Below are 25,796 nucleotides of genomic sequence, written 5' to 3'. Positions count from 1 at the left end.
GCGCATCCTTGTTCGACCCAGGAGCGGTCGCCCGGGTCGGGCAGAGCCTTCACAGCCGAACCAGTTCCTCGCTGGACCCCGCTTCCACGATCCGCGGCAGGGCCGGTGCCTGCACTGCGCAGTCGTCTTGCAGACGGGCCTGCGCCGTCGCGGATGTCAGCCCTGCCGCGAGTTCGGCCACGCGTGCGGCGGCCGGCATGATCTGCGTGACCTTGCCCACACCTTGCCCGGCGTAGAGCGACAGCTTTTGCGCCATCCTCGGTTTGTCGATGGCCCTCGCTCCGCCGCCGACGAATCGCAGCAGATTCCATTTGTCTCGGTTCGGAATGACGCGGTGGGGCGTGCCGTATTTCCAGCCGAACGAGTAGCCGGTTCGATACTCGGTGTCGTCGACGGTTGCGTCGACAATCTTTTGCTTATAGAGCGGATGCGCGTTCGACTCGTCGCATGCGACGAACGCGGTGCCCACGAGCACGCCTGCGGCACCGGCGCTCATCACCGCGGCCACGTCGCCACGATGCGTGATTCCGCCCGCGCCGACGACGGGCCGCCCGCCCGCGATGTCCACGATCGCGGGCAGCAACGAAAGCAACGAAATCGTCCCTTTATTCAGATGCCCGCCGCTCTCGCTGCCTTGAGCGATGACGATGTCGGCGCCGCGTTCGAGTGCGAGCCTCGCAAGGGCAACCGAGCCGACTTGCACCATGACGACCATGCCTGCGTCTTTCGCGCGTGTGATCACGTCCGGGTAGTCTTCGGCATAGAAAAGCGACAACGCATGGACCTTTTCGCGCAATACGACTTGGACCTGCGCTTCGAAAACGTCGGGGCCGCCGAACGACGGCACGAGGTTGACGCCGAACGGCTGGTCGGTCAACTCCCGGGTTTCTCGTATCCATTGACGCAGCATCGCGGGAGGCAACCGCAGGCCGCCCAATGTACCCATGCCGCCCGCGTTCGATACCGCCGCGACCAGCCTGGGTCCTGATATAGCCGCCATACCGGCAAGCAGGATCGGATATTTGACGCCGCAAAGGCGGGTAAGCGCGTTGCCTGCGTATGCACGATTGAAGTCGATCATCATCTTAGAGTTCCACGTGTTTTCCGAGCATGCGCTTCAAGACATCGTTTTTCAGCACGAAATGGTTCTTGAGCGCGCCAAACAGATGAAGCGCGAGGCCGAGAAGAAACGCGGAGCTACCAACGTCGAACAGGACGCGTAACACGCCCGCCGCCGCGCGGTCCGGCGCTATCAACGCAGGGATGACATAGCCGCCGGGGAGCTCCAGTGGAATATTCGCAGCGGATTTCCAGAGCCACGCCGCAATCGGAAGAAGCACCATGGCGAGCGCCAACCCCACTGCAACGGAGCGGCTCACGATCACCTCGACAGGATTGGGTGTGCCGAGCGGTAGGGGATGGTACGAGGTGACTCTCGCCCAAAATCGGTAAACGGAGACGGGAAAGAGCAGGGCGCCCAGCAGATTCGCGAACCTCGCAAGATCGGCGTCAGGCCGCACGAGCCCGATGAGTTCGATCGCGATGATCGAGAGCACCAATGCGGCCACGAGCCAATGCAGCGCGATGGTGACCGGCGAAAACCGCAAGCCGTTGTCTCGAAGCGCCGTCGCGGGCTTGCGGTTGCCATCAGGCGAGGAACGCTGCACATGGGATGCGGCGGTTTGTTGCATGTCACCTCCAGGGAAGTTATCCGATCGTATGAATGAAGTCACAGCCGGATACGTCGATGTCTGTTTTCGCGCGCGGCGGTTTGCCGAGCAGCCGTCGCTTATGGCTGGACAATAGGGCGCACTCGTCATCGCATCAAATGAATATTTGTGATTAATGGAATCACGAATAGTGATTCGATGGGATGAGGGCGTCGCACCGGCCTTCAGCGGTGACCTATGTGCCAGTGCAACAAAAAAGAGCCCCACCCGATGAGGGTTTACGCAGTTATTCTGTGCGCTATCGATTGTGTAGAGTGATGATCTGCTTCATGAACCAGCACTGACGATGATTCGTGGGAGGCAGCCGTGGAAATGCGTCAATTGAAAATGTTTTGTGCCGTGGTCGAATGCGGCAGCTTTACCGCGGCGGCCGAGAAGGTCCACACGGTTCAGTCGAACGTCACGATGCGAATCAAAGAGCTCGAAAGCGAGCTGGGTCAGCAATTCTTCGTCCGCAAAAAAAGCGGGATCGTGCTCACGTTGGCGGGGCAGACGTTTCTCGGGTATGCGCGGCGAATTCTTCAGTTGACTGAAGAAAGCCGCACGGCGTTGCTGGCGAGCGCTGCGCCCGCGGGCCCGTTACGTTTGGGGTCGATGGAAACGACCGCTGCCATTCGCCTCCCCCCTGTGCTGACGCGATACCGTGAAAAATACCCGGCGGTCAGGTTGTCGCTGGCGACGGACACGACCGCCGCGCTTGTCAAAGCCGTTGAAGACTATCGGCTCGACGGCGCTTTCATCGGCGGCTTTCAGCGCAATGCCGCGCTGGTCCAGGAGGAGTTGTTCGAGGAGGAACTCGTCGTCGCGAGCAGCCGCGATTATCAATCGCTCTCCGAGGTCGCGCAGGTGATTGCAAAGCAGACGGTGCTCGTCTTTCGCACGGGTTGCTTTTACCGCTCGACGCTCGAGCGCTGGTTCCATCAAACCGGACTGGTGCCGAACGAAGTGATGGAGATGGGAACGCTCGACGGCATCCTTTCCTGCGTGGCATCGGGCATGGGTGTGACGTTGCTGCCGCGAACGGTCATCGAGCAGAGTCATCTCAAGGGCGCCCTCAGCATTCATCGCATCCCGGCCGAGATCGCCAACGTCAAAACCGTATTCATCCGGCGCAACGATGTGTTGCCGTCGTCGGCGATGGCCGCGTTCATTGCCATGTCGCACGACGGATCCGCTTGGCACGCCGATGGCGCAACCCATGCGACGAGTCATCTGGCGGCGCGCGATGCGATCGCCCTGAGCAGCGCGGAATCAAGCCTTCATTAACGCACCGCCGAGTCGTCAGAAGACGAATCCCTTCTCGAACGTTTCGCGAAGATAGGCGATCAACAGCGATACCGCTCGCGAGACCTGCGGGGCGTAAGGGCGGATGACGTAGAGCTGGCTTGCGAAGGTCCCGACCGGGCGCCAGTCGTCGAGCAGGACTTCGAGCCGTCCATCGCGCACGGCATGCTGCGCCGTGAAATCGGGCAGCAAGGCGATACCGAGGTCGTCGATCGCTGCATCGCGCAATGCCTCGCTATTGTTGGCCGACAGACTTCCATCGACGGTGACGACAATGGGCGCCTCGGAAGGCTTGTGCGCAATCTTGGGTTCGAACGTCCAGACGCCGCGACCGGCCGCCCGTGGATAGAACAGACAATCATGCGACTGCAGGTCGGACGGGTGACGCGGCCGCCCCCGGCGTTCGAGGTAAGCGCGCGTGGCGACGATGACCGAATGCGTATCGCAAAGCTTCCACGCCACGTGCGTCTCCGGGACGTGCTCGCTATGTCGGATCGCCAGATCGTAGCCTTCCGTCGAAATCGAAGCCAGTCGGTCTGACATCTCGAGCTGTACCTTGATTTCGGGGTTGGCACGCAGAAACTTCGACATGTTCGGTATCAGATGCTGGCGCGCGAGCGACACCGGCGCCGTCACGCGGATCAGCCCGCGTGCCACGCCCGACATTTCCTTCACGGTGAAAAAGCCCGCGGCGATCTGGTCGTATTGCGCACGCGTGCTCTCGACAAGGCGTTGCCCCGCCTCGGTCAAGCCGATGCTGCGGGTCGTACGCTTGACGAGCTGAACGCCGGCTGCGCGCTCCAGCTCGGAGATGCGCTGACTCATGGCCGCCTTGCTGACGTTCAGGCGGGCCGCCGCCGCCGTATATGACCCTTGCTCGGCCAATACCGTCAGCCAGCGCAGGTGAATCCAAAGGTTCTCGATGTCGTTAGCGTCCATAAGCCTATTGTTCGTCATGCGAAACAATGCGTTCAGCGGTGGCGCCTTTGCGCGTTGCACACGTGTCCGTACACTGTGGACACCGTCAAATATTCATTCGAGGAGCAAAGATGCAACCCTACAAGGATACCGCCGACGTCACGCACTATATCAACGGTGAACGCATGCGCGGGCAAAGCGAGCGTACGCAGCGCATCTTCAATCCCGCGACCGGCGACAGTCCGCGCAGGCTGTTGCTCGGCGAGCAAGCCGACGTCGACGCGGCGGTATCGAGCGCCAAGGCGGCCTTTCCGAAGTGGAGTAATACGCCGCCCATTCGGCGTGCGCGCGTGATGCTGAAATTCCTCGAACTGATGAATCAGCATCGGGACGAGTTGGCGGCCATCATCACGTCGGAACACGGCAAAGTGTTTTCAGACGCGCAGGGCGAAGTGGCGCGCGGCATTGACGTCATCGAGTTCGCATGCGGTATTCCGCAACTGCTCAAGGGCGACTTTACGGAGCAAGTGTCGACGGGGATGGATAACTGGACCATTCGTCAGCCGCTCGGCGTGGTCGCCGGCATCACGCCGTTCAACTTTCCATGCATGGTGCCGTGCTGGATGTTCCCGGTAGCGTTGGCCGCCGGCAATACATTCATCCTCAAGCCCAGCGAACGTGATCCTTCGGCATCGCTTTTCATGGCGCGGCTGCTCAAGGAAGCGGGCTTGCCCGACGGCGTCTTCAACGTCGTTCAAGGCGATAAGGTGGTGGTCGACGCGCTGCTGGAGCATCCGGACGTCAAGGCGATCAGCTTCGTCGGTTCCACGCCCATCGCAAGCTATATCTACGAGACGGGGGCGCGGCTCGGCAAGCGCGTCCAGGCCCTGGGCGGCGCGAAGAATCATATGGTCGTGATGCCGGACGCCGATCTGGATCAGGCCGTCGACGCTTTGATCGGCGCGGGCTACGGCTCGGCCGGTGAGCGTTGCATGGCCATTTCGGTCGCGGTGCTGGTGGGCGACGTGGCCGATAAAATCCTGCCGCGTCTGGCCGAGCGTGCGCGCAAGCTTGTCGTCAAGGATGGCATGGAGCCGGATGCCGAGATGGGGCCCATCGTGACGCGGCAAGCGCTCGAGCGGATCGAAGGGTATATCGCAACGGGCATCGAGGAAGGCGCAACGCTGGTCGTGGACGGGCGCGGCCTGAAGGTGCCGGGAAGAGAAGGCGGCTTCTTCACGGGCGGCACGTTGTTCGACCACGTCACCCCCGACATGCGCATCTACAAAGAAGAAATCTTTGGCCCTGTGCTCGCATGCGTGCGCGTCAAGGACTTCGGCGAAGCCGTCGATCTGATCAACCGACACGAATTCGGCAACGGCGTCGCCTGCTATACGCGCGACGGCAGCATTGCACGCGAATTTGGTCGGCGCATCGAAGTGGGCATGGTCGGCATCAACGTGCCGATTCCTGTGCCGATGGCATGGCATGGATTCGGCGGCTGGAAGCGCAGCTTGTTCGGCGATATGCATGTCTATGGCGAAGAAGGCGTGCGCTTCTATACGAAGCAAAAGTCGATCATGCAGCGTTGGCCGGAGAGCATTGAAAAGGGCGCGGAGTTCGCGATGCCGACTGCCAAGTAAGCAGCGCGACAATTTACGTTGAGCGTGTGTGGCGGGTTGGACAAAGCGGTGTATCGCTATCCGTTCGAGCATTACGCCTGGTGGACGAGCAAGCGCGCTGCAGCGGCAATTCCCGATGCGGCAACGCCGCTGCCGTTCGGCGCTTTGGGCGAAAACCTGACCGCCAGCGGATTGCTCGAAAACGATGTATGGGTTGGCGATTGCCTGACCGTCGGCGACGTTCAACTGCGTGTCGAGGCGCCTACATTGTTCTGCGTCGCGAACAGTGTCGTCGGTTGTACGGCGCACGCAATGGCTGCGGCGCGAACACGCTCAATCGCCGCGACGCGCGCCGCTTTGCGCCGTTGGATCGTAAGCGAACTCGAGGCGGATTCCGCCAGGCTCGTACACCATCGCATGTCGTTTTGGCCCCTGGCCGAGGGGCTCGGGCGCAAATTCGATCGTCGTATCGGGCCACGCCGCGATGCGCTCGACGATCTCGGTGAGCGCCTGCTCAGTAGCGACGCGAAAGGCGAGGTGATGAAGCCCGATGTTCGTGCGTCGGTCGAAACCCACAGGATTGTCTTGGTTCTTCACTTCCCAGAGTGTCAACGTGACGTGGCCGTCGGAGACGAAAACGGCCGGATACGCGGGTCGCTCGCCCACCTGTTTCCATCCAAGACAGCGAATGAAGAAGTCGCGGGTGCGGCTCAGATCGCGAACCGTCAGCCCAACGTGGTCAATGCCCTGGGTCGTCGAAGGGGTGGTCATGGGGGGCTCCTGAGTGGCTGGGAAACGAAGCACGGTAGAGCAGTGCAGTCTACGAGCGTTGATTGTGCTCGCAAAGCACGCGCGCGGCACAAGCGGTTTTCCGGCGCGGAAACAATCGTGCGAGGGCGTGCCTATCGTCATTCGTATCGGTCTGGGTTGATCAACGCAGATCAATACGGATCAATGCAGAAAGCCGAACCGTTTCGATGATCAGCACCTAGAATAAGACGTGTCGCCGGTATACTGGCCGAACATCGCGAGCCTTCCTTTTCTGATCGACCTCTGCTGCCATGAACGCTCATCGCGCACGTCTCTCACGCCCGGTATTGGCCGCTCTATGCGTGGCTTCGGGTGTGGCGTTGTCTTCCTGTAGCGGAAGCGTTTGCGTCGGTTTCGACGGATGCTTCGACGAGAACGGCGGCCAAACGATCGCGCTCTCGGGCACTGCCGCGACCGGGCGTGCGCTGTCAGGCGCAATCGTTCATGTCGATTGCGTGGTGGGCTCGGCTTCCACCGTCTCCGACGTCAGCGGCAATTACAGTGTTTTCTTCGACGCCGTGCTTCCTTGCGTCATCACCGCATCGTCGGGCGGCACGACGCTGCATTCGCTCGCGTTTGCCGGCGGCACGTTCAATACGACGCCGGAAACCGAGTTGATGCTCGTCTACCTCGCTTCGCAACTGGGTACGGACACGGCTCATCTGATCGCGGAGTTTCCGAACAACGGGCGCTTTCAACAGGCGCTGGAGAGCGAACCCGATGTGGCGGCCGCTCAGACGGCCGTTGTCACGAACCTGCAGCAGCGCTACGCCGTCACGTTGACGGCACCGTCGTTTCTGACGACGCCGTTCGTCGTCGGCCAGGCAGGCGTCGACCGCGACCTCACTGCATTGGCGACAGCGGGGGCGATCGATGCGAACGGGATGCCCGATGCGGCGGCGGTGTCGTTGCTGTCGCAGGCGGGGGCCGCCAATCCGCTTTGAATGCAAAGCCTGTCGTGACGCGAGAACGGGTAGCGTGCGTGCGGCTGCCGGGCAACCTGTGGGCGTTCGTTCGCCGGGTCAACCCGTGAATTTGAAGCGGATGCCGCCCATGCCGGCCCCGCCGATCTCCTTCACGGTGACGCTGTTGGAATGGCCGTCGGGAAAGACGAGCGTGTACGCGCTGCCGACCTGCACGTGCTGTCTGGCCGCACCCCAGCCGGTGACCCAAAACGTGCCGTCCGCATTGTCCTGCCGGTTGCCGTTCGACACGTCGATCTGCGTGTGCGTTCCATCCGATTCCTTCAGGGTGTAGGGCATGATGCTCTCCTGGAAAAATTCGCCTGCCCTTCGGATATCGAAGGGCGCAAGGCTGCCGCAATCGGCAATACGAGCGTAAGCAACGCGGCGCATCGACTGAATAGCGAAAACGTCATGCTCGACGTCATGGGCCACCGGCCCGGTGCCTGTGCGGCCTATGACGAAAGTGCAAACCGCGTTATAAGAGCGCTTGCAGCGAAACGGGCGGAATTTTTCGACGGGCTTCGAAAGCCGTCGATCGGTCGAAATCAAACAGCAGGTCCATCGCTGCGCCCGAAGCTCGCTGGACATAGCCAACAGGGAGGAGCAACGCACATGAGTATGGTCGTCAACAGCGTCGTGTACCGCGCGGGCAAGCGCGTGCGCGACATCGAGATCGATGACATCAGCGAAGTCGTGACCGAGCCCGATACGTTCATATGGGTCGGCCTGCATCATCCCGACGAGGCTTTGCTGAGGAAAGTGCAGCACGAGTTTCATTTGCACGATCTCGCGATCGAAGATGCGCTCAAAGCGCATCAGCGCCCGAAAATCGAGGCCTACGGCACCTCGCTGTTTGTCGTCGTGAAGACAGCGCAGCTCATCGAAGGCGAAGTGCAATATGGCGAAACGCACGTGTTCGTGGGACAGAATTTCCTCGTCACGGTCCGTCATGGCGCGTCGTCGAGCTATTCGGCCGTGCGTACCCGCGTCGAGCAGAATCCGCATCTGCTGGCGAAAGGCCCCGGCTTCGCGCTCTATTCGGTACTCGATTTCGTCGTCGATAATTACCAACCCATCATGAGCAGCTACGAGGCGCAATTCGATCGCATCGAGGCGAGCATGTTCAAATCCGATTTCGATCTGGCCGTGATCCAGGAAAGTTACGATTTACGGCGTAGTCTCATCGAACTCAGAAACGCCGCCGTGCCGATGGATGAAATCTGCAATCAGCTCGTGCGTTTTCACGAGGAAATCATCCCGAAGGAGTTGCGCGCTTACTTGCGCGATATCCAGGATCACGCGCACCGCGTGATTGCCTCGACCGATGACCTGCGCGAAATGCTGACGAACGCGATGCATGTGAATCTCGCACTCGTCTCCGTGCGGCAAAACGACATCGTCAAGCAACTGGCCGGATGGGGTGCCGTATTGGCCGTGCCTACGATCGTGTTCAGCCTCTACGGCATGAATTTTCAACACATGCCGGAGCTCAGGTTGGCCTGGGGTTATCCGGCTACGCTGGGGCTGACCGTCGTCGCCTGCGCCTGGCTTTATCGAAAGCTGAAGAAGTCCGGTTGGCTGTGAACAAGGGAGCGGCCGTACGGCTCCGCTGCGCTGGCGAGCCCGGAAAGTCTATGGAAATTGCAAGGACCGAAATCTACGCCATGAACCGATAGACCGTGTAAGGTCTCGGGCACGGGTTTTGTGCTCTGCACAATAACCATCGGTAGACGAGCTATTCCCGTCCCGTTTAAATATCGGTTTGACTCGCCCGTCCAATCGGACGAAGCTACGATCGGGGCCAGCTTCGACGGCCCCCAGCCATTCAATCGCGCCAAATCGGAGCCTCATGAGTTCATCGCTGACTGTTCGCCGTATTGCTGCCGACCAGGGCGCCACCTTGCGCGAGTTGCGTACCTCCTCGTTGCGCGATGCGCCCGACGCCTTCGACGAAACGCTCGAAGAGGCGTTGTCGGAGCAAGCGGAGACGTTCGACGCCGCCGCCGCGCGGCACGCCGCTTCCGAAACCGCCGCGTCGTTCATTCTTTATACGGAAGGGCATCCTGCCGGGCTCGTCGGAGCCTATTTCGATGAAACGCCAGAACGCAAGGCGCTCGTCTGCGCCCTGTGGGTGGCGCCAGCCGTGCGTCATTTGCGCGGCGGCGAACTGCTCGTGAACACGGCCAGCGCGTGGCTTGCCGAGCGTGGCGCCGATGAGATCTACGCCTGGGTGGCCGACGCCAACCGCAACGCCATGCGCTTTTACGAGGCGCTCGGCTTCGGCCCGACGGGCGAGCACCAACCCATCGCCCGCGCGCCGCAGGAGTGGCAAACGCTGCTCGTACGCCACGTGAAGCACGTCTGACCCGCCCCCATGCCCGATCGACGTCATGGCGCCGCGTATGCGCCAGGCATTGCCGCGCCATCGCAAAAAATCTGGTCGGGCGCGTAGACCCCTGTAAAATACGCAAAATTTTCCGCCGCAACGCCCCATGTCGCTGAACAAAACGCCTTTCTTCGAACTTCGCAGCGGCTCTGTCGACGCGCTTCAATTCGTCGTCAAAACCACGGATCTCGACGCGCTCAAAAGCGAGTTGACGCGGCGCTTCGAAGCCACCCCCGAGTTCTTTTCCGGCGAAGTGGTCGCGATCGACGTGCGCCGCCTCGGCGAGAATGAGCGCGCTCCGATCGACGAGATCGCTCGCCTGCTCGGTGGCGTGCGGATGCGGCCGATCGGCGTCGTCGCTCTGGACGCACAGCGCGAGTGGGCCGGCGCCGGTGCGTTGCCGCTCGTCGAAGCGCGCGATCGGCGCGCCTCGGGCGGGAAGAACGACGCGTCGCAGCCAGGCGCCGATGTGGCGGCTGCGGGGTCGGCCTCTACGGCTGATGCAGCGCCGGTCGCAACATCAGCCGGCGAAGCGCAGGCCCGCGCCGGGGCACCGTCGACAACGCTCGTCATCGACAAGCCGTTGCGTTCGGGGCAGCAGGTGTACGCGAAGGGCGACCTCGTCGTGCTCGGTCTCGTGAGCTATGGGGCCGAAATCATCGCCGAGGGCAATATCCATATTTACGCGCCGTTGCGCGGGCGCGCACTCGCCGGCGTGCATGGCAATCACGAGGCGCGAATCTTCTGCACGTGTCTGGAGCCGGAACTGATCTCGATCGCCGGCATCTATCGCACAACGGAAAATCCGTTGCCGGCCGACGTGATCGGCAAGTCGGTGCAAATCCGGCTCGAGGACGAAAAGCTGAAGATCGAACCGTTGCGGCTCACGTAAAGCGCGGGCTGGGCGGCGACGCGTTGCGTGTTGCGCGCGCGTCGAACTCAACTGACGAATTTGACGAACACAGGGTAAGGGGAAATGGCAAAAATCGTTGTGGTGACTTCGGGCAAGGGCGGTGTGGGCAAAACCACCACGAGCGCGAGCTTCGCGTCGGGCCTCGCGCTGCGCGGTCACAAGACGGCTGTGATCGACTTCGACGTCGGCCTGCGCAACCTCGATCTCATCATGGGCTGCGAGCGCCGCGTCGTCTACGATTTCATCAATGTGATCCAGGGCGAAGCGAACCTCAATCAGGCGCTCATCAAGGACAAGAAGTGCGAGAACCTGTTCGTGCTGCCGGCGTCGCAAACGCGCGACAAGGACGCGCTGACGCTTGAAGGCGTCGAGAAGGTCATTAACGATCTGACCGGGATGGGCTTCGATTACATCGTCTGCGATTCGCCGGCGGGGATCGAGTCGGGCGCGCTGCTCGCCATGCATTTCGCCGACGAAGCGCTCGTCGTGACGAACCCGGAAGTGTCGTCGGTGCGCGATTCGGATCGCATCCTCGGCATTCTCTCGTCGAAGACGAAGCGCGCGATCGAGGGCAAGGATCCGATCAAGGAGCATTTGCTGATCACGCGTTACAACCCCAAGCGCGTCAGCGAAGGGGAAATGCTCTCGCTGTCGGACATCCAGGAGATTTTGCGCATTGAACTGATCGGCGTCGTGCCCGAATCGGAAGCCGTCCTCCATGCGTCGAATCAAGGCCTGCCCGCGGTCCACATGGACGGCACCGACGTGGCCGAAGCGTACAAGGACATCGTCGCGCGTTTCCTCGGCGAGGAGAAAGAGTTGCGCTTTACCGATTACCAGAAGCCGGGCCTGCTGCAGCGCCTCTTCGGCACGCGCTAAGGAGCGAACGATATGTCGATTCTGTCGTTCCTGCTCGGCGAGAAGAAGAAGTCTGCCGCGGTCGCCAAAGAACGCCTGCAGCTCATCATCGCGCACGAGCGAGCGGGCGGCCATCCGCCGGCCGATTACCTGCCCGCGTTGCAACGCGAGCTTGTCGCTGTCATTTCGAAGTACGTGAAGATTTCCGACGATGACATCCGTGTGAGCCTCGAGAGGCAGGACGATCTCGAAGTGCTCGAGGTCAAGATCGAAATTCCGCAGGCCTGAAGCCGTGCCGCCCTCCGATCGCGAGGGCTTTCCGGTTCACGCCGTTCCCGCCGGTCGTTCGAGCGCGAAGCCGTCGGCGATGCGCTCGGCAATCATCGCTTGCACTTTCGACCCTTCGGTAATACGGCTCTGGCCGTCGCATTCGCCGCCTCGCGCAATATGGGAGTAACGTCGTGGTGGGATACGGCGTGACCGAGCCCAAAATTCGGAGGCATCGATGAAAACATCCGCTCGCTTTCTACTCGCGCACCTTGTGTTGGCTGCCGTCGGCACGTTTGCCGTCGCATCCCCGGTTTCGGCACGCGAAGTCGTTGTCGTCGCGCCGCACGCGCCGCCGGTTGCCCGTTACGAGGTCGTGCCCGCGCCGCGCGGGGGCTATGTCTGGGATCGCGGACATTGGCGCTGGCAGCATCGCGGCTATGTCTGGGTGCCCGGCCATTGGCAGCGCGGGCGCGTCGGCTACCACTGGAGGCCCGGCCACTGGGCGCGGCGCGGGCCGAACTGGGTATGGGTGCCCGGGCATTGGGCTCGATAACGCAGGTTCTGCCGGCGGCGTTCCAGGTTCCGTTGCGCGGGATCGCGGCTCCCTCCGAATGAGCGCAGGGCGGGAAACGGGGCGATCCGATCAGTTGCGGGGGGCGTCCGCAGGCGGGGCGTCCTCGCGCTGCCCGTTGCGCTCGTCTTCGAACAGCGGCTCCAGCGTGTTCGGCGTATCGGGCGGCGGCGGGCTCGCCTGCGCGGCCGGCGGCGTCATGTAACGCAGCGCGAGCGCCTCATACAGCGGCGGCGCGAACAGCCGCGACACACGGCTCGCGATCAACGCCGTCGCCATCAGCGAAATGACGAGCGCATGCCCATTGATCATTTCCATCACGATGACGAACGACGTGATCGGCGATTGCGTGACGGCCGCGAGATAACCGACCATCGCGAGCGCAATGAGCATCGGCAATTGCATGCTGCTGAAGACGCTATGCAGCAGATTGCCGAAGCCCGCGCCGATCGATAGCGACGGCGCGAAGATGCCACCTGGAATGCCGGGCAGGTAGGAGCCGACCATCGACGCCATTTTCAAAAACGGATAAAGCATCGACAGTTGCTCGCGCCCGTCGAGCAGGCCGCGTGCTTCGGCGTAGCCGCTGCCGAATGTCGTGCTGCCCGAAGCGAGGCCGATCACCGCAATCGCCAGCCCGCACAGCGCGCCGAACACGACGGGCCGCTCGCGATGCAGTTGCACGAGCGGGGCGGGTAGCCAGCGCGACGTGTGCAGCAATAGCCAACCGAAGATGCCGCCTGCGATGCCTGTCACGAGCGCCGTGAGGACGACGGCGACAGCCAGCAGGTTGGGAAAGTGCGCGCCGATCTGGATCGTGCCGAAGTAGGTGTAATTGCCGTTCAGGCCGAGCGCGATCACGCCTGCCATGATGATGGCCGTGATCAACACGCCGCTTGCACGCGCTTCGAAACTGCGCGTCAGTTCTTCGATGGCGAAGACAATGCCCGCCAGCGGCGTGTTGAACGCGGCCGACAGTCCCGCGGCGGCACCGGCCAGCACGAGTTGCCGTTCGATCAATGCAGTCGAACGCGGATAAAGCCGACGCAGGTTGTACATCAGCGCGGCCCCGATCTGAACGGTCGGGCCTTCGCGGCCGATCGTGAAGCCGCCGAGAATCGCGAGCAGTGAAACGAGGATTTTGCCGGCCAGAAGCTTGAGCGAAAGCGTGCGTGGGCCGAGCGTGCTCGTGCCTTCATGCAGCGCCGCGATAACCTGAGGGATGCCGCTGCCTTCGGCGCCGCGAAAAAAACGCCGGGTGAGCCAGACGCACGCCGCGGCGAGGGCCGGGGTGACGATGAGCGGCAACCAGACATGGCGCTGCTGCACGTCCCGGAATTGCTCGTAGCCCCAATCGATCAGTCTTGCGTAGAAGACAGCCACGAGGCCCACGGCGATCGCGCCCAGCCAAAAGACGCCGTAGCGGCGCCAGAGTTGACGTGCGCGCCGGAAGACGCCGGAGGAATGAAAAAGCGGGGTCCGGGCCATGGTCGAGAGCGGGGTAAAAGGCAGGATTATACGTGCGCAACCCCTGTGCCCCGGGATCGGCAGTGCGCGGAGGCGGTCGGTGCTCAGATGGCGGGTTCGCTCGCGAAGATTACGGGTTTGTTAAATCTGTCGCCGTCTATTGCGCCGAAAACAGATTGTCGCCCGGACGGTGCGGGTGTCTGGCGAAATAGTCCAAGCCTTGTAATATGCGCCGCCCGGTGCTTACAAATTGCAACGACGCGTGGCCCTCACATGCTGTCCAATCGCAATCGTTCGACATGCCGTCGAACAGACCAACAGCGACGTGAGGAGAAGCACAATGAAGCGCTCGACAGGGTTATGGATCGCGGGAACGTTAGTGGCGTTGCTGCTCGGCGGCTGCGTGATCGCGCCCGCGCCCGGCTACTACGGCTATTACGGCGGCGGTTACCATCACCATCACGATTACTACTACGAGCGCTGAGGAGCATCATGCCCCGACTTGCCAGGCGCCTCTCCTGGGCGTCAGGCGAGAAGGGCTTCGACGGCCAGCACGGCAGCGAACGCCGCGGCGTTCGCCAGCAGCGCCTCGACGACGATGCCCAGCCACGTCTTCGGGCGAAAGCGCACTGCAAGCAGCAGCGCGACGAGCAAAGCCAAGGCGAGGATCGCCACAATATCGGCATTACCGATGTGAATGTTCATCGTGGTCTCCCTGGGCCGGCTGTGCAAAAAAATGCCTTATTTGTGTGCATGAGAGCCAGTATAAGCGCGTGTAATTTGCGGACAAGCCGGGAAAAGCCCGATGCGGCGCAGGTTCGTACAGGCGTTTCGTCGGCGCAGCGAAATTCGTTTGCTTCCGCTGAAATGAAATCCTTGAATGCGAGGAATTTTTCGCGGTCGATGTCTTCGTCCCACGAACGGTCGATCGAAGTCGATCCGCTGCGCGGCATCGCGCTGATCGTGATCGTCGTCGATCACATTTCGTGAGTGTGCTATCGCACGCGATGCTGCATAAGGACGCCTATTGCGACGCGGCCGAGGTCTTCGTTTTCCTGGGCAGATGCACGTTCCGAATGTCGGGCGCGCGCTGAACGGGGGGGGCGACGCTCAGGACAATCGCACGTCCCGCGTTTCGCGCATCGCGAGGACGGCGATGAGGCTGACCGTCGCGGCCACCGAGACATAACCGCCGACCCAGCCCAATCCGCCGCGCGTGGCCAACATCTGCGCGATGTAAGGGGCGACCGACGCCCCGAGAATGCCGCCCAGGTTGTAGGCGACGCCGGCACCCGTATAGCGGACCGCAGTCGGGAACAGTTCGGGCAGCAGTGCGCCCATCGGCGCGAACGTCACGCCCATCAGGAATAGTTCGAGCGTCAGAAATACGGTGACGAGCACGGGCGAGCCACTGCCGACCAGCGGGGCCATCGCGAAGCCCGAGGCAATGGCCGCGACGATGCCGGCCATCAGCACGGGCCGCCGGCCGAAGCGGTCGCTGGCCCAGGCGGCGAGCGGCGTCGCGAGCGCCATGAAGAGCACGGCGAAGCAAAGCATTCCAAGAAATGTCTGCCGCGGAATATGCAATGTCGATACGCCGTACGACAGCGTGAACACCGTCGAGATGTAAAACAGCGTGTAGCAGACGACCATCGCACACGCGCCTGCGAGCGTCGCGCGGCTATGGTGCGCGATCAGCGAGACGAGCGGTACGCGGACGCGCTCGGCGCGCTCGATCGCCGTGCGAAACGCCGGCGTTTCTGCGATCTTCAAACGAACGTACAACCCGAGTGCGACGAGCACGGCGCTCGAAATGAACGGCACACGCCAACCCCACGAACGAAATTGCGCATCGGAGAGTGTGAGCGCGAGCGTAAAGAACAAACCGTTCGATGCGAGAAAGCCCACGGACGGCCCGAGCTGCGGGAACATCCCGAACCAGCCGCGGCGGCCCGCCGGCGCGTTTTCGGTTGCGAGCAATGCTGCGCCGCCCCATTCGCCGCCCAAGCCAATGCCTTGCCCGAAGCGCAGGATGCAAAGCAGGATCGGCGCGAGCGAGCCGATCGCGTCGTAGCCTGGCAGAAAGCCGATCAGCGTCGTCGACAGACCCATGACGAGCAGCGATGCAACGAGCGTCGACTTGCGGCCGATGCGATCGCCGAAGTGACCGAACAGAAACGAACCGATCGGACGCGCGACGAAGGCGATGCCGAACGTCACGAAAGCCGACAAGGCCTGCGCCATAGCCGATCCGTGCGGAAAGAAAACGGGCCCGATGACGAGCGCGGCAGCAGTGGCGTAGACATAGAAGTCGTAGAACTCGATGGCTGTGCCGATGAAGCTGGCCAGGACGATGCGCGATCGGCCCGGCGTGTTCGTCGCATCGGATGCGGCGGTCACGGAAGGCGATGACGGCGAAACGGACATGTAGGGTCTCCAGTGGTTACGCGGTTGCACGACGCGCAGCCGTGCCGGCGGGATCAGTGATGCGGCAGGGGGCGACGAAGCGGGCAGCGCGCGCGTGGGCCGGCGCGCGTCAAAGCAAACCGGCACCACATGAACTGCAGGAAAAAAACGGAAATGCGATTCGACCAGCTGGGCGCGCGCAGGGTGAGCGATGGCGGCGTCGGGCTCGCCGACGCTCTGCCGGATATGCAGTGCGTCGGGAGCGTGGCCGGGGAGTCCCGGCAGCGCGGTGCCGAAAATTATAGCGGGCAGGGGCGGTACGCGCCAACGAGCGCACGCGCGCCGAGCCGCGTCAGTCGAAGGTCAGCGCTTGCGGCGCCGCGAGTTCCCGGAGTTGGAACTTGCCGTCGTCGTTGAAGAGCCAGTCTTCCATCATTTCGAGTTGGCCCTGCCCGTTCAGAAGCTTGGCCGGCGGCGCCGGCAAAGGCGCGGCGCGGCGCAGCGTGGCCAGGGCCGTCGCTTCCGCTTCGTCGTCGCCGTTGGTCCGATAGACCGACGAGCGGACCAGCTCGCCGTTGCGATTCACGGTGAAGGCGACGACGACGAGCGAGCGCAGCATCGCTTGCGGCGGGCGCCGCTCGACGTACGACGGATTGCGTTCGGCGATTCTATGCGCGATCGCCTGGCGGTATTGATCGAGCGTGAAGCTATTGACCGCGGCCGGCGGCGGCAGCGAGGCGGCCGGTGGACGCGACGGCGGCGTGATCGTGCAGGCGGACGCGGCGAGCAATGCGCCGAGCGTCCCAAAACGCACAAGCGTGAATGCGCGATGGCGCAAAAGATCGAGGTCCATGGCGATGACGGCGCGTTTTTGCGCGCTCGGGTCGGCTGCGAAGCGAGATGCATTAAGCCTAGTCAATGTGAGGCGCATATGCATCTGGATTTGCGCGGCCATTGTTCGTCGGCGCACGGCGCGGACTTCTGCGCGCGATGGCCATCGATCGGTCTGTATCGGTTGCAGAATTGCAGCCTGGCGTCAGCGGATGCATCGCGGCATGTCCGGCGATCTTCCTGCTCGTGTTCCAGTGCGCCGCCGCTTCAGCGCCCCCGGCTTCACGCCCTAATACACGACCAACGATTCGGCCCACAGGTGGGTGCCCATGTTGCCGGCGCCGTAGCGTATCCAGCTGTAATCGCCGTAACCGGGCCCTTCGCCGGGCCACGGATTCATGAAATAGAGCGCGCTTTGTCGATCGTCATAGCCGTCGATGACGACGAAGTGACCGCCGCCCCCGGGCCAGGTCCAGAGGATGATGACGGGGGCGCTGCGATCGATGGCCGAGACGGTGGCTTGGTACGAAAGCGGCACATTGTAGTAACGCGAATTGCGGCGGCCCAGGGACCACAGGATCCCGCTGATGCCGGTCGTGCCCGCGAGCCAGTTCGGCGAATTGGCCGGATCGTTCCATCCGAACGGCGCGCTTTGGCAGGCGTACCCGATGGAGTTGACCCAATTGTCGATGCCGCACTGCGTGCTTGATATGCCGCGATAGCTGAGCACGGCTTTCGCATCGGCGGCCCAGCACCATTCGCTGTGTGCCTGCGTGACATGCGGGATGCCCAGTTGCTTGACGTGCGCCGCGGCGAGCGGCGGCGCAGCGGCGAGAGCCACGCTGCAGAGTAGTCGGACGAAGACCTTGGCTTTCATGGCGAATACCTCTTAGTGTCCGAACCGCGGATCGCCCAAGCCGCGCTGCAGCCGGTGCCGCAGCGCATCGGCGAGCTCGGCGTCGGAGAGCACGGACGAGGGAGCGATCGGTCCCGCACGGGATTCGGCGATGGCTGTGCGGGCGCTGACGAGCGGTACATAAACGGGCGAGCTCTTGCGGGCTGCCGGGGCCGGGGCAGAGACCTCGATGAGATCGGCCACGGCTTGCTGGCATCGAACGAAGCGTAGTTGCGGCCGTGGAGCGAGACGTGCGTAGCGGGCGGCCACTGTCATGACCTCATCGGCCAGTTCGCTTGCGCCCGCTTCGACCATCGTCCATCTGCCGTCCCTTCGAGCCACCGTAATGAGCCCGACGCCTTTGCCGCCCGCCAACACGACGAAGCGCCAGACACCGCTGCCGTGCAGACTTTGATCGACGGGCTTGCCCGCGAGCACGGCTTGCGGATCGACGAGGTACATTTCGAAGCCGACGCCGATGGCCGCATCGCGCAACGTGCGGTAGTCATCGACATTGAAAATGCGATCCGTTCGAGCAGCGGGCGGCGAAGCGGGCAAATGTTCGGCCAGTGTGGCCAAGCCGGCCACGGCGGCTTCGCGTTGCTCGGATCCTTGTGTTGGCGAAAGCGCACCCTCGGACAGGACGGCTGTAGGCGCCGCCTTGGGTTCGGCGAAAACCAGCGCAGGAAGCAACCCACTTACGAGCACGCAAAGCAGCGTGGCCGACGATCGGTAGCAAATTCGCATAACGCCTCCTGTTCGGCAACGACCCCTATGCGACACCGCTGAGCAAACATTCTGCCTATTCGCACGATCCCCTGGTGGGGGCAGCTATCGTGCGGCGCTTGCGGATAACAATCGGCAACTGCATTCGATTTCGGATGTCCGAATGTAATTCCGTCAATGAACGATGACTATTTTTGAAAGCGAAGAATAGAAGCGATGCATCTTTTTGTAAAGGCGGTATTTGTAGGTCTGGATTGAATCGAATGGGACGTCGTTGCGCGTTTGCCGGGCTTGGCGGCCGATGTGTAGGTGGGTCGACGCTCAGGTTCGGAACATGCCGGTATCGTAGTGGAAAAGAGTTTTTAAATAACGCCGGTAATTGTTAATAACCGATTAAAGAAATCGCTTTTATTATTTTTGCATAAACGACGAGACGAAATCCGGCGCACACTCATTGCTCCGGACCTCGTGGGATCTAATCCATGTTGTCAGGCGTCGACGAATGTCATATCCATCGACCATTGCGTTTGGTTGTCGACCGAATACTGGATGGACGGCGAGCGCATGGTGTACTGATCGGTTACGGCGAGCAGACCCGAATCGGCATGATGGCCGATCGTTGCCTGGTATCCGCCTGCATTGCCGTACTCGAAGTCCTTGCCGTCGGAGAAAATCACGCCCATCAGATGTTCGTCGGGTGAGTCGTCGCCCTCTGCGTCGACGCTGACATCGGCGTCGACCCCGGACGCGATGCATGTCGTGTATGTGCTGCGCTCGCCGTCGACGAGCAGTTCCTGGTCGTCCCAGTTGGGATCGTGAGAGATGCATACCGCCTGGCTCGAAAGATTGCTGACGTGTACGACGGGATTGGTCATGCCACTGCCCTCCATCTGCGTGCTTGGCCGCCGCGCGGGGACGACGCTCGCTTCAGTCCGGAAGCGGGCGTGCCCAGGCCAATCGGAAATGCGCGGACGGCAATCGTCGCGCGTTCTCGCGCTGAAAGTGCGAAGGTGAAGAAGATTCGGACGGGTTCGGATATCTCGCGCATCGGGCGAGTACGCGTATGGAGGTCGTCTTGCGAGCGGGGCTCGCGCGTCAGTCTTTGCCTGCCGACCCAGGCCGCGATGCATGAGCGAGCCGCTTTGCGTGTGCGAGCGCGCGTACGATGTCGGCGTAGGCGCGTTCGCGCGCGTCGGCGTCGGCGCGCGCAGCGCATAAGAGGGGTGCCATGTGGCGAGGATCGTGCGCCCATCGCGCTGTGTTGCCTTGCCGAAATGGTCCTGAAGTCGCGCGTGAGCCGGCCTTCGAATTTAGACCGGCTCGTACCTACCAAACAACATCCACCGGTGGCCTTGCCGGCTGATTGCGCTGAATCTCGGCGAAGGGGACAATCGCCCGGGACGTCGCCCGCGCCATGCACGATGATCCGGCGGGCCATCGTCTTCTATGGCGGTTGACGCCATAGGCTGGCGTATGGCATGCTTCGCCATATGAAAAAGAAGGCGACGCTGCTGTTCGAAGACCGGACCGTGTACCCAGATGGAGCTATCCTCGAAATGCGTATCTGGCGACTACCCGAGCGCGATGCCGAGAGGCCGCACGGTCTGAAATACAGCCTGTTTTATGGCCGGGATGGTCGGCGCGTGATCGGCTATGACAACGAGCGGGGCAAAGGCGATCACCGTCACTATGGCAGCCACGAAGAACCGTATGTGTTCTCAACCGCCGAGCGGATGGTGGCGGATTTTCTGGACGATGTCGAACGAGAAAGGAGCGTGAAATGAGCAAGTTGACTGCGCACGTGGGTAGCGCTCGGGATATGGGGCGACGTTTCTCGGCCGCATTCGACCGGGCCGCTGCGGGCGGGAATTTTGAAGAGCGGCACGTGACGTTTCTCTCCTTAGAAGAGATGATGGCGGCGCTTACGCCCAAACGATTGGAACTGCTGCGCTACTTGCATCGGACAGGTGCCGATAGTGTCAAGGCGTTGGCACGCGAACTCGATCGCGATTACAAGCGCGTGCATGAAGATGTCGCGATCCTCGAAGGGGCGGGGCTCATCGTTCGCGAAGATGGGCGCTTGAGTGCGCCTTGGGAAGCGCTGACGGCAGAAGTGTCGCTGTAGTGTGGGGGCCACTGCTGTCATGAGCGGTGAGCATCGAGAAGATCGCTAAGGCAATCGTACATTCAAGCCTTCGCGGGGGGCTTCTCTTTAGCGCCAATCAATGACTGCATCGCTTTTTGTGGCGGAGGGCGTGGGATTCGAACCCACGAAGGCCGTAAAGCCTTGCCGGTTTTCAAGACCGGTGCATTCAACCGCTCTGCCAGCCCTCCGAGAGGCGCGATTGTAACCCGAAACGGCGCTGCCTCTGCATACCGCGCGCGACCGTTTCGCCGATCACGCCTCCCGTTCGCTCAGGAACAACGCCTGCAGGTCATTCAAGAACCGTTGTCCGAGCGGCGTCGGCGCAATTTTCTCGTACGTTCGCTCGATCAAGCCGCGCCGCTCGGCTTCCTGCAAGGCGGGCTCGATAGACGTCATCTGCAACCCGGTGCGCTCGACGAAGCGGTGCACGGGAAAACCTTCGACGAGCCGCAGCGCATTGAGCATGAACTCGAACGGTAGATCGCGCGTCGAGACTTCGTGCTCCTCCTGCACGGGCGAGCCCGCACGCGCTTGTTCGATGAAGGTCGCCGGGTGCTTGTAGCGCGCCTGCCGAACGATCCGGTGCGCAAACGACAGTTTCGAATGCGCACCGGCCCCAATGCCAAGATAGTCGCCGAAGCGCCAATAGTTGAGATTGTGCTTGCACTGATGATGCGGCTTTGCGTAAGCCGATACTTCATACCGCTCGTACCCGACGGCGGCCGTATGCTCGTGAATCCACTCCTGCATGTCGGCCGACGCGTCGTCGTCGGGCAGCGCCGGCGGAAACTTTGCAAACAGCGTGTTGGGCTCGAGCGTCAGGTGATAGAGCGACAAATGCGGCGGCGCGAACGAGAGCGCCGTTTCGATATCCGCGCGGCATTCGTCCAACGTTTGCCGCGGCAGCGCGAACATCAGATCGAGATTGAAGTTGTCGAAATGGCGCGCCGCGATCTCGGCCGCGCGGCGTGCGTCGCTGGCGTCATGGATACGTCCCAACGCCTTCAAATGCGCCTCGTTGAAGCTTTGAATGCCCACGGACAATCGGTTCACGCCGCTCGCTCGAAACTGGGCGAACTTCTCGGCTTCGAACGTGCCGGGGTTCGCTTCCATCGTGATCTCGGCGTCGGCGTCGAGCGGCAGCAACGCGCGCACGTCGGAGAGCAACCGGTCGAGCCCCTGCGCAGACAACAGACTCGGCGTGCCGCCGCCGATGAACACGGTATGCACCTGCCGTCCCCAAACGAGCGGCAGCGCCTGTTCCAGGTCGGCGCGCAATGCGTCGAGATAATCGCTCTCCGGAAAGCGCTCGCCTTTCCATTCATGCGAGTTGAAATCGCAGTAGGGGCACTTGCGCACGCACCACGGGAAGTGCACGTATAGCGCAAGCGGCGGCAGCGAGGTCAGGCGAATCGCGCCGGGCGCGGTGAAAGCCTGAACGACGCCGGAGCGGGTGCCGATCATCGCGCCTCCCTCAGCAAGGCAAGCAGCGCCCGCAGCGCGATGGCGCGGTGGCTGCGTGTGTTCTTGACCGAAGGCTCGAGCTCTGCGGCCGTGGCGTTCAGGTCGGGTAGGAAGAAGTGCGGGTCGTAGCCGAAGCCGTTCGCGCCGCGCGGCGCGTCAGTGATTTCCCCATGCCAGCGGCCTTCGGCGATCAGCGGCTCCGGATCGTCGGCGTTGCGCACGAGCACGAGCACGCAGTAGTAGTAGGCGCGCCGATCGCTCACGCCCTGCAATCGGGCGACGAGGTACGCGTTGTTTGCCGGGTCGCTCTTGTCTCCGCCCGCGCGCTGCGCGTAACGCGCCGAATACACGCCCGGTTCGCCGCCTAGCGCCCGCACGCAGAGGCCCGAGTCGTCCGCCAGCGCGGGCAGCCCCGTCAAACGCGCGGCATGGCGTGCTTTCGCCAGCGCGTTTTCGACGAAGGTTGCATGCGGCTCTTCGGCCTCGGGTACGCCCAGCTCGCCCTGTGCGATTAGCGCAACGCCTGCCTCGCCGAGCAAAGCCGAAAACTCGCGCAGCTTGCCCGCGTTGTTCGAGGCCACGACGACGCGCGCAAGCGGCGCCGCGACCCGCGCCCCGGCACCGGGGGCGTCCGCGTGCGAGACGCAGGTTTCGCTGCGACGCAGATCGCCCGGCTCACGCATCGTTCGACTCCAGCGCCGCCTTCTGCATCTGCACCAGCGTGCGGATGCCGTGCTGAGCGAGATCGAGCAGCGCATTCATTTCGTCGCGCGAGAAGGGCGTGCCTTCGGCCGTGCCCTGTACTTCGACGAAACCGCCTTCGCCCGTCATGACGACGTTCATATCGGTGTCGCAGCGCGAATCTTCGTCGTAGTCGAGGTCGAGGACCGGCATGCCCTCATAGACGCCGACCGAGATCGCCGCGACGTAATCGGTGATCGGCGATTGCGCAATGCGCCCCGCGGCGACGAGCCTCGCCACCGCATCGTGCGCGGCCACGAACGCGCCGGTGATGCTGGCCGTGCGCGTGCCGCCGTCGGCTTGAATCACATCGCAATCGATATGCAGCGTCCGCGGCCCGAGCCGCTCGAGATCGAACACGGCGCGCAGCGCGCGTCCGATGAGCCGCTGAATTTCCTGCGTTCGTCCAGTCTGTTTGCCGCGCGCGGCTTCGCGATCGCTGCGCGTATGCGTGGCGCGCGGCAGCATGCCGTACTCGGCCGTGAGCCAGCCTTGATTGCGCTCGCGCAGAAACTCGGGCACGCGCTCGACGATGCTGGCCGTGCAGATCACCTTCGTATCGCCGAATTCGACGAGCACCGACCCTTCGGCATGCTTCGTGTAGTGGCGCGTGATGCGCACTTCGCGCAGTGCGTCGGCGGCGCGCCCGCTCGGGCGTTGGACGGAATCGGTCATGGTCGGGAGGGAAGCGGCGCAGGCCGCGCAGAAAGAGGAGAAAGCGTGATTTTACCGCCCTGCAGGCGCACGCATGGGGCGTGCCGGTTGCGGCGCGGCTATGGCGGGCCTTGCCGGCAAAAATGGGATAATGCGCGTTCAACGCTTTCGCGCCGGGTCGACGCGCGAAGCGGCTCGAACAACCGGCCGGCGACGGCCCCAATCGCGAGACGGACGATGATTTACAGCATGACAGGCTACGCGAGCGCGACGAGCGAGCTCGCGGCCGCAGGCGCTACCTCAGCCATGAGCGTATCGGTCGAACTGCGTACCGTGAATTCGCGTTTTCTCGACCTGAACTTCCGCATGCCCGAAGAGGTTCGCTCGTGCGAGACCACGCTGCGGGAAATGTTGATGACGAAGCTCTCGCGCGGCAAGGTCGACATCCGCGTGAATTTTCAACGCAGCGAACAGGCGACGACGGCGGGGTCGCTGAACCGCGACGCGCTCTCGCAACTGGCGGCGCTCGAACGCGCCGTGCTCGAGGCCTTCCCCAACAGCGAGCGCATGCGCACGGGCGAGATCCTGCGTTGGCCGGGCGTGCTGGCGGAGACGGGCGTCTCGCCCGACACGCTGCGCGACGCGGTGCTCGCCTGCGGCAAGCAGGCGATCGCCGAACTCATCGATGTGCGCGCACGGGAAGGGGCACAACTGGCGACGATGCTGCTCGGCAACGTCACGGAGATGGAAGCGATCGTGACGCGCATCACGCCGCTCGTGCCCGAGCTCATCGCCAAACATCAGCAAAAAATCGTCGAGCGATTGCAGGAAGCGCTCGGTATCGCCGCACCCGACGCGGCCGCGACGATCGTCTCGCGTGAGGAAATCGCCGAGCGCATTCGTCAGGAAGTGACGATGTACGGCATTCGGATCGACATCGCCGAAGAAATCTCGCGGCTGTCGGCGCATTTGAATGAAACGCGGCACGTGATCGAGAAGGGCGGCAGGGTAGGCAAGCGCCTCGACTTCATGATGCAGGAGCTCAACCGCGAAGCGAACACGCTCGGTTCGAAGGCGGCCGCGAAGGAACTTGCCGATGCCTCGATGACGCTCAAGCTGCTCATCGAGCAGATGCGCGAGCAAGTGCAGAACCTGGAGTAAGCGAGAATCATGATCGAGCCCACGCACGAATCGAACGCGCAGCAAAGCAAGCAGCGCAACCCTTACGCCGGCGCCTATCCCGGTAATCTGTTCATGGTGGTCGCGCCCTCGGGCGCGGGGAAGTCGACGCTCGTGAATGCACTGCTCGCGCGCGATCCGGCCATCCGCCTGTCGATTTCGTACACGACCCGCAAGCCGCGACCGGGCGAGCAGGACGGCCAGCATTATCATTTCACGACCGTCGACGATTTCCTCGCGCGCCACGGCGCCGGAGAATTCCTCGAGAGCGCGGAAGTGCATGGCAACTATTACGCCACGTCGCGTCTGTGGATCGAAGAGCAGATGAAGAACGGCCACGACGTATTGCTCGAAATCGACTGGCAGGGCGCCCAGCAGGTGAAGAAGCAGTTCCGCAATGCGGTGGAGATTTTCATTTTGCCGCCGTCGTTGTCCGCACTCGAGGAGCGTTTGAAGAAGCGCGGCCAGGATGAGCCGAACGTCATCACGCGCCGGCTGCTAGCGGCCGGCAGCGAGATCGCGCACGCGGCGGAATCGGAGTACGTCATCATCAACGAGCACTTCGAGCGCGCGCTGGCCGAGCTGCAGTGCGTCGTCGACGCAACGCGTCTGCGCTTCGCTTCGCAATACGCGCGCCACACCGCGCTTTTCGTCGAACTGGGCATTCATTTGCCGCATGCCGAGTGAAGGCGGGTGCTTGCGCACATAAGGTAGAATGAGCAACATACTGAGAAGGAATTTCGAAACATGGCCCGCATTACCGTCGAAGACTGCCTGAAGCAAATCCCGAATCGTTTCGACCTGGCGCTCGCCGCAACGTATCGTGCGCGACAACTTGCGCAAGGCCACACGCCGAAGATCGAAAGCCGCGACAAGCCCACGGTTGCCGCGCTGCGCGAGATCGCGGCGGGGGAGATCGGTCTGGAGATGCTGAAGAAAGTCCCCGTCTAAAGTACTGCG

General features: G+C 62.7%; 31 protein-coding genes, 1 tRNA gene and 1 pseudogene. 17 read left to right on the top strand and 16 right to left on the bottom strand.

From position 1 onward, the window contains the following. Positions 1-49 precede the first annotated feature (49 nt). A complete protein-coding gene (locus C0Z19_RS04470; protein ID WP_102608828.1) occupies positions 50-1,081 on the bottom strand; it encodes an NAD(P)H-dependent flavin oxidoreductase in 1,032 nt (343 codons plus the stop codon). Between the two features lie 4 nt (positions 1,082-1,085). After that, positions 1,086-1,691: a cytochrome b gene (locus tag C0Z19_RS04465; RefSeq protein WP_102608604.1), complete on the bottom strand. Its 606-nt coding sequence runs from the start codon at positions 1,689-1,691 to the stop codon at positions 1,086-1,088. 351 nt (positions 1,692-2,042) lie between these two features. Here C0Z19_RS04465 and C0Z19_RS04460 point away from each other — a divergent pair, with 351 nt between their 5' ends. After that, complete coding sequence (locus tag C0Z19_RS04460) at positions 2,043-2,996, top strand: LysR family transcriptional regulator (protein ID WP_233195995.1); 954 nt, start codon at positions 2,043-2,045, stop codon at positions 2,994-2,996. Positions 2,997-3,011: 15 nt separating this feature from the next. On the opposite strand, the gene C0Z19_RS04455 is transcribed toward C0Z19_RS04460, so the two are convergent. Beyond that, a complete protein-coding gene (locus C0Z19_RS04455; RefSeq protein ID WP_102608602.1) occupies positions 3,012-3,953 on the bottom strand; it encodes a LysR family transcriptional regulator in 942 nt (313 codons plus the stop codon). A gap of 110 nt (positions 3,954-4,063) precedes the next feature. On the opposite strand from C0Z19_RS04455, the gene C0Z19_RS04450 reads away from it, so the two are divergent. Then, on the top strand, positions 4,064-5,575 hold the full coding sequence (locus C0Z19_RS04450) for a CoA-acylating methylmalonate-semialdehyde dehydrogenase (RefSeq protein ID WP_102608601.1): 1,512 nt from the start codon (positions 4,064-4,066) through the stop codon (positions 5,573-5,575). 24 nt (positions 5,576-5,599) lie between these two features. After that, a pseudogene (locus C0Z19_RS28895) lies at positions 5,600-5,824 on the top strand (MOSC domain-containing protein); the annotation flags it as partial. Between the two features lie 63 nt (positions 5,825-5,887). Here the strand turns inward: C0Z19_RS28895 and C0Z19_RS04440 are convergent. After that, positions 5,888-6,325 (bottom strand): VOC family protein, encoded by a 438-nt coding sequence (locus tag C0Z19_RS04440; protein WP_102608827.1) that lies wholly within the window; start codon positions 6,323-6,325, stop codon positions 5,888-5,890. A 290-nt stretch (positions 6,326-6,615) separates the two neighbouring features. Between C0Z19_RS04440 and C0Z19_RS04435 the strand changes: the two genes are divergently transcribed. After that, the gene (locus C0Z19_RS04435; RefSeq protein WP_102608600.1) at positions 6,616-7,308 is read left to right on the top strand and encodes a hypothetical protein; all 693 of its coding nucleotides are present in this window, start codon (positions 6,616-6,618) and stop codon (positions 7,306-7,308) included. A gap of 78 nt (positions 7,309-7,386) precedes the next feature. Here the strand turns inward: C0Z19_RS04435 and C0Z19_RS27895 are convergent, their stop codons facing one another. Beyond that, positions 7,387-7,626 carry a hypothetical protein gene (locus tag C0Z19_RS27895; protein WP_146011993.1) on the bottom strand — a complete coding sequence of 80 codons (240 nt, stop codon included), beginning with the start codon at positions 7,624-7,626 and terminating at the stop codon, positions 7,387-7,389. Between the two features lie 315 nt (positions 7,627-7,941). Between C0Z19_RS27895 and corA the strand changes: the two genes are divergently transcribed. The 6 genes from corA to C0Z19_RS04400 all read left to right on the top strand — a co-directional run bounded on the left by corA (position 7,942) and on the right by C0Z19_RS04400 (position 12,309). Further along, positions 7,942-8,913: a magnesium/cobalt transporter CorA gene (gene corA / locus C0Z19_RS04425; RefSeq protein WP_102608598.1), complete on the top strand. Its 972-nt coding sequence runs from the start codon at positions 7,942-7,944 to the stop codon at positions 8,911-8,913. A 265-nt stretch (positions 8,914-9,178) separates the two neighbouring features. Continuing rightward, a complete protein-coding gene (locus tag C0Z19_RS04420) occupies positions 9,179-9,694 on the top strand; it encodes a GNAT family N-acetyltransferase (protein WP_102608597.1) in 516 nt (171 codons plus the stop codon). Positions 9,695-9,821: 127 nt separating this feature from the next. Continuing rightward, positions 9,822-10,607 carry a septum site-determining protein MinC gene (gene minC, locus C0Z19_RS04415; RefSeq protein ID WP_102608596.1) on the top strand — a complete coding sequence of 262 codons (786 nt, stop codon included), beginning with the start codon at positions 9,822-9,824 and terminating at the stop codon, positions 10,605-10,607. Positions 10,608-10,691: 84 nt separating this feature from the next. Next, positions 10,692-11,507 carry a septum site-determining protein MinD gene (gene minD / locus C0Z19_RS04410; protein WP_102608595.1) on the top strand — a complete coding sequence of 272 codons (816 nt, stop codon included), beginning with the start codon at positions 10,692-10,694 and terminating at the stop codon, positions 11,505-11,507. Positions 11,508-11,519: 12 nt separating this feature from the next. Further along, positions 11,520-11,774: a cell division topological specificity factor MinE gene (gene minE, locus C0Z19_RS04405; RefSeq protein ID WP_102608594.1), complete on the top strand. Its 255-nt coding sequence runs from the start codon at positions 11,520-11,522 to the stop codon at positions 11,772-11,774. Positions 11,775-11,991: 217 nt separating this feature from the next. Next, positions 11,992-12,309 carry a YXWGXW repeat-containing protein gene (locus C0Z19_RS04400; RefSeq protein WP_102608593.1) on the top strand — a complete coding sequence of 106 codons (318 nt, stop codon included), beginning with the start codon at positions 11,992-11,994 and terminating at the stop codon, positions 12,307-12,309. Between the two features lie 90 nt (positions 12,310-12,399). Here C0Z19_RS04400 and C0Z19_RS04395 read toward each other — a convergent pair whose 3' ends face one another. Beyond that, positions 12,400-13,815 (bottom strand): chloride channel protein, encoded by a 1,416-nt coding sequence (locus C0Z19_RS04395; protein ID WP_102608592.1) that lies wholly within the window; start codon positions 13,813-13,815, stop codon positions 12,400-12,402. 319 nt (positions 13,816-14,134) lie between these two features. Between C0Z19_RS04395 and C0Z19_RS28430 the strand changes: the two genes are divergently transcribed. Beyond that, positions 14,135-14,278: a hypothetical protein gene (locus tag C0Z19_RS28430; protein WP_175084061.1), complete on the top strand. Its 144-nt coding sequence runs from the start codon at positions 14,135-14,137 to the stop codon at positions 14,276-14,278. Between the two features lie 41 nt (positions 14,279-14,319). On the opposite strand, the gene C0Z19_RS04390 is transcribed toward C0Z19_RS28430, so the two are convergent. After that, a complete protein-coding gene (locus C0Z19_RS04390; protein ID WP_102608591.1) occupies positions 14,320-14,499 on the bottom strand; it encodes a hypothetical protein in 180 nt (59 codons plus the stop codon). A gap of 162 nt (positions 14,500-14,661) precedes the next feature. Between C0Z19_RS04390 and C0Z19_RS29145 the strand changes: the two genes are divergently transcribed. Next, a complete protein-coding gene (locus C0Z19_RS29145) occupies positions 14,662-14,784 on the top strand; it encodes a hypothetical protein (protein ID WP_425330292.1) in 123 nt (40 codons plus the stop codon). A 120-nt stretch (positions 14,785-14,904) separates the two neighbouring features. Here C0Z19_RS29145 and C0Z19_RS04380 read toward each other — a convergent pair whose 3' ends face one another. The 5 genes from C0Z19_RS04380 to C0Z19_RS04360 all read right to left on the bottom strand — a co-directional run bounded on the left by C0Z19_RS04380 (position 14,905) and on the right by C0Z19_RS04360 (position 19,527). Further along, a complete protein-coding gene (locus C0Z19_RS04380) occupies positions 14,905-16,221 on the bottom strand; it encodes an MFS transporter (protein WP_102608826.1) in 1,317 nt (438 codons plus the stop codon). A gap of 331 nt (positions 16,222-16,552) precedes the next feature. Then, entirely contained in the window at positions 16,553-17,053 is a 501-nt protein-coding gene (locus tag C0Z19_RS04375; RefSeq protein WP_102608825.1) for a TonB family protein, read from the bottom strand. Between the two features lie 267 nt (positions 17,054-17,320). Beyond that, positions 17,321-17,908 (bottom strand): C39 family peptidase, encoded by a 588-nt coding sequence (locus tag C0Z19_RS04370; protein ID WP_102608590.1) that lies wholly within the window; start codon positions 17,906-17,908, stop codon positions 17,321-17,323. Between the two features lie 12 nt (positions 17,909-17,920). Further along, positions 17,921-18,673, bottom strand: coding sequence for a hypothetical protein (locus tag C0Z19_RS04365; RefSeq protein WP_102608589.1), 753 nt, complete (start codon positions 18,671-18,673; stop codon positions 17,921-17,923). 467 nt (positions 18,674-19,140) lie between these two features. After that, positions 19,141-19,527, bottom strand: a complete 387-nt coding sequence (locus C0Z19_RS04360; RefSeq protein WP_146011992.1) for a hypothetical protein — start codon at positions 19,525-19,527, stop codon at positions 19,141-19,143. Positions 19,528-20,130: 603 nt separating this feature from the next. On the opposite strand from C0Z19_RS04360, the gene C0Z19_RS04350 reads away from it, so the two are divergent. Next, positions 20,131-20,436, top strand: coding sequence for a toxin-antitoxin system TumE family protein (locus tag C0Z19_RS04350; RefSeq protein WP_233195994.1), 306 nt, complete (start codon positions 20,131-20,133; stop codon positions 20,434-20,436). Beyond that, on the top strand, positions 20,433-20,777 hold the full coding sequence (locus C0Z19_RS04345; protein WP_102608586.1) for an HVO_A0114 family putative DNA-binding protein: 345 nt from the start codon (positions 20,433-20,435) through the stop codon (positions 20,775-20,777). Before C0Z19_RS04350 ends, C0Z19_RS04345 begins: the two co-directional genes overlap by 4 nt. 119 nt (positions 20,778-20,896) lie before the next feature. Here the strand turns inward: C0Z19_RS04345 and C0Z19_RS04340 are convergent. The 4 genes from C0Z19_RS04340 to rph form a co-directional block, all read right to left on the bottom strand. Further along, positions 20,897-20,986: transfer RNA gene (locus C0Z19_RS04340), tRNA-Ser, on the bottom strand. Positions 20,987-21,050: 64 nt separating this feature from the next. Next, positions 21,051-22,262 (bottom strand): radical SAM family heme chaperone HemW, encoded by a 1,212-nt coding sequence (hemW, locus tag C0Z19_RS04335; RefSeq protein ID WP_102608585.1) that lies wholly within the window; start codon positions 22,260-22,262, stop codon positions 21,051-21,053. Then, complete coding sequence (gene rdgB, locus C0Z19_RS04330; RefSeq protein WP_102608584.1) at positions 22,259-22,945, bottom strand: RdgB/HAM1 family non-canonical purine NTP pyrophosphatase; 687 nt, start codon at positions 22,943-22,945, stop codon at positions 22,259-22,261. The genes hemW and rdgB overlap by 4 nt, the downstream gene beginning before the upstream one ends. After that, positions 22,938-23,678: a ribonuclease PH gene (gene rph / locus C0Z19_RS04325; RefSeq protein ID WP_102608583.1), complete on the bottom strand. Its 741-nt coding sequence runs from the start codon at positions 23,676-23,678 to the stop codon at positions 22,938-22,940. Before rph ends, rdgB begins: the two co-directional genes overlap by 8 nt. Before the next feature lie 216 nt (positions 23,679-23,894). Here rph and C0Z19_RS04320 point away from each other — a divergent pair, with 216 nt between their 5' ends. From C0Z19_RS04320 to rpoZ, 3 genes are read left to right on the top strand one after another with little or no spacing between them, the layout of a single operon-like run. Continuing rightward, the gene (locus tag C0Z19_RS04320) at positions 23,895-24,818 is read left to right on the top strand and encodes a YicC/YloC family endoribonuclease (RefSeq protein ID WP_102608582.1); all 924 of its coding nucleotides are present in this window, start codon (positions 23,895-23,897) and stop codon (positions 24,816-24,818) included. Positions 24,819-24,827: 9 nt separating this feature from the next. Beyond that, positions 24,828-25,523 carry a guanylate kinase gene (gmk, locus tag C0Z19_RS04315; RefSeq protein WP_102608581.1) on the top strand — a complete coding sequence of 232 codons (696 nt, stop codon included), beginning with the start codon at positions 24,828-24,830 and terminating at the stop codon, positions 25,521-25,523. A gap of 60 nt (positions 25,524-25,583) precedes the next feature. Beyond that, positions 25,584-25,787 carry a DNA-directed RNA polymerase subunit omega gene (gene rpoZ, locus C0Z19_RS04310; protein ID WP_102608580.1) on the top strand — a complete coding sequence of 68 codons (204 nt, stop codon included), beginning with the start codon at positions 25,584-25,586 and terminating at the stop codon, positions 25,785-25,787. The last annotated feature ends 9 nt before the right edge of the window (positions 25,788-25,796 follow it).

Source organism: Trinickia soli (assembly GCF_002879855.1).
GTDB classification, from domain to species: Bacteria; Pseudomonadota; Gammaproteobacteria; order Burkholderiales; family Burkholderiaceae; genus Trinickia; species Trinickia soli.
This window is presented reverse-complemented; position numbering and strand designations above follow the sequence as displayed.

Coding starts and splice junctions, on each gene's coding strand:
- C0Z19_RS04470 (WP_102608828.1), bottom strand. CDS start 1,081: ATGATCGACTTCAATCGTGCATACGCAGGCAACGCGCTTACCCGCCTT.
- C0Z19_RS04465 (WP_102608604.1), bottom strand. CDS start 1,691: ATGCAACAAACCGCCGCATCCCATGTGCAGCGTTCCTCGCCTGATGGC.
- C0Z19_RS04460 (WP_233195995.1), top strand. CDS start 2,043: ATGCGTCAATTGAAAATGTTTTGTGCCGTGGTCGAATGCGGCAGCTTT.
- C0Z19_RS04455 (WP_102608602.1), bottom strand. CDS start 3,953: ATGGACGCTAACGACATCGAGAACCTTTGGATTCACCTGCGCTGGCTG.
- C0Z19_RS04450 (WP_102608601.1), top strand. CDS start 4,064: ATGCAACCCTACAAGGATACCGCCGACGTCACGCACTATATCAACGGT.
- C0Z19_RS04440 (WP_102608827.1), bottom strand. CDS start 6,325: ATGACCACCCCTTCGACGACCCAGGGCATTGACCACGTTGGGCTGACG.
- C0Z19_RS04435 (WP_102608600.1), top strand. CDS start 6,616: ATGAACGCTCATCGCGCACGTCTCTCACGCCCGGTATTGGCCGCTCTA.
- C0Z19_RS27895 (WP_146011993.1), bottom strand. CDS start 7,626: ATGCCCTACACCCTGAAGGAATCGGATGGAACGCACACGCAGATCGAC.
- corA (WP_102608598.1), top strand. CDS start 7,942: ATGAGTATGGTCGTCAACAGCGTCGTGTACCGCGCGGGCAAGCGCGTG.
- C0Z19_RS04420 (WP_102608597.1), top strand. CDS start 9,179: ATGAGTTCATCGCTGACTGTTCGCCGTATTGCTGCCGACCAGGGCGCC.
- minC (WP_102608596.1), top strand. CDS start 9,822: ATGTCGCTGAACAAAACGCCTTTCTTCGAACTTCGCAGCGGCTCTGTC.
- minD (WP_102608595.1), top strand. CDS start 10,692: ATGGCAAAAATCGTTGTGGTGACTTCGGGCAAGGGCGGTGTGGGCAAA.
- minE (WP_102608594.1), top strand. CDS start 11,520: ATGTCGATTCTGTCGTTCCTGCTCGGCGAGAAGAAGAAGTCTGCCGCG.
- C0Z19_RS04400 (WP_102608593.1), top strand. CDS start 11,992: ATGAAAACATCCGCTCGCTTTCTACTCGCGCACCTTGTGTTGGCTGCC.
- C0Z19_RS04395 (WP_102608592.1), bottom strand. CDS start 13,815: ATGGCCCGGACCCCGCTTTTTCATTCCTCCGGCGTCTTCCGGCGCGCA.
- C0Z19_RS28430 (WP_175084061.1), top strand. CDS start 14,135: ATGAAGCGCTCGACAGGGTTATGGATCGCGGGAACGTTAGTGGCGTTG.
- C0Z19_RS04390 (WP_102608591.1), bottom strand. CDS start 14,499: ATGAACATTCACATCGGTAATGCCGATATTGTGGCGATCCTCGCCTTG.
- C0Z19_RS29145 (WP_425330292.1), top strand. CDS start 14,662: ATGAAATCCTTGAATGCGAGGAATTTTTCGCGGTCGATGTCTTCGTCC.
- C0Z19_RS04380 (WP_102608826.1), bottom strand. CDS start 16,221: ATGTCCGTTTCGCCGTCATCGCCTTCCGTGACCGCCGCATCCGATGCG.
- C0Z19_RS04375 (WP_102608825.1), bottom strand. CDS start 17,053: ATGGACCTCGATCTTTTGCGCCATCGCGCATTCACGCTTGTGCGTTTT.
- C0Z19_RS04370 (WP_102608590.1), bottom strand. CDS start 17,908: ATGAAAGCCAAGGTCTTCGTCCGACTACTCTGCAGCGTGGCTCTCGCC.
- C0Z19_RS04365 (WP_102608589.1), bottom strand. CDS start 18,673: ATGCGAATTTGCTACCGATCGTCGGCCACGCTGCTTTGCGTGCTCGTA.
- C0Z19_RS04360 (WP_146011992.1), bottom strand. CDS start 19,527: ATGACCAATCCCGTCGTACACGTCAGCAATCTTTCGAGCCAGGCGGTA.
- C0Z19_RS04350 (WP_233195994.1), top strand. CDS start 20,131: ATGCTTCGCCATATGAAAAAGAAGGCGACGCTGCTGTTCGAAGACCGG.
- C0Z19_RS04345 (WP_102608586.1), top strand. CDS start 20,433: ATGAGCAAGTTGACTGCGCACGTGGGTAGCGCTCGGGATATGGGGCGA.
- hemW (WP_102608585.1), bottom strand. CDS start 22,262: ATGATCGGCACCCGCTCCGGCGTCGTTCAGGCTTTCACCGCGCCCGGC.
- rdgB (WP_102608584.1), bottom strand. CDS start 22,945: ATGCGTGAGCCGGGCGATCTGCGTCGCAGCGAAACCTGCGTCTCGCAC.
- rph (WP_102608583.1), bottom strand. CDS start 23,678: ATGACCGATTCCGTCCAACGCCCGAGCGGGCGCGCCGCCGACGCACTG.
- C0Z19_RS04320 (WP_102608582.1), top strand. CDS start 23,895: ATGATTTACAGCATGACAGGCTACGCGAGCGCGACGAGCGAGCTCGCG.
- gmk (WP_102608581.1), top strand. CDS start 24,828: ATGATCGAGCCCACGCACGAATCGAACGCGCAGCAAAGCAAGCAGCGC.
- rpoZ (WP_102608580.1), top strand. CDS start 25,584: ATGGCCCGCATTACCGTCGAAGACTGCCTGAAGCAAATCCCGAATCGT.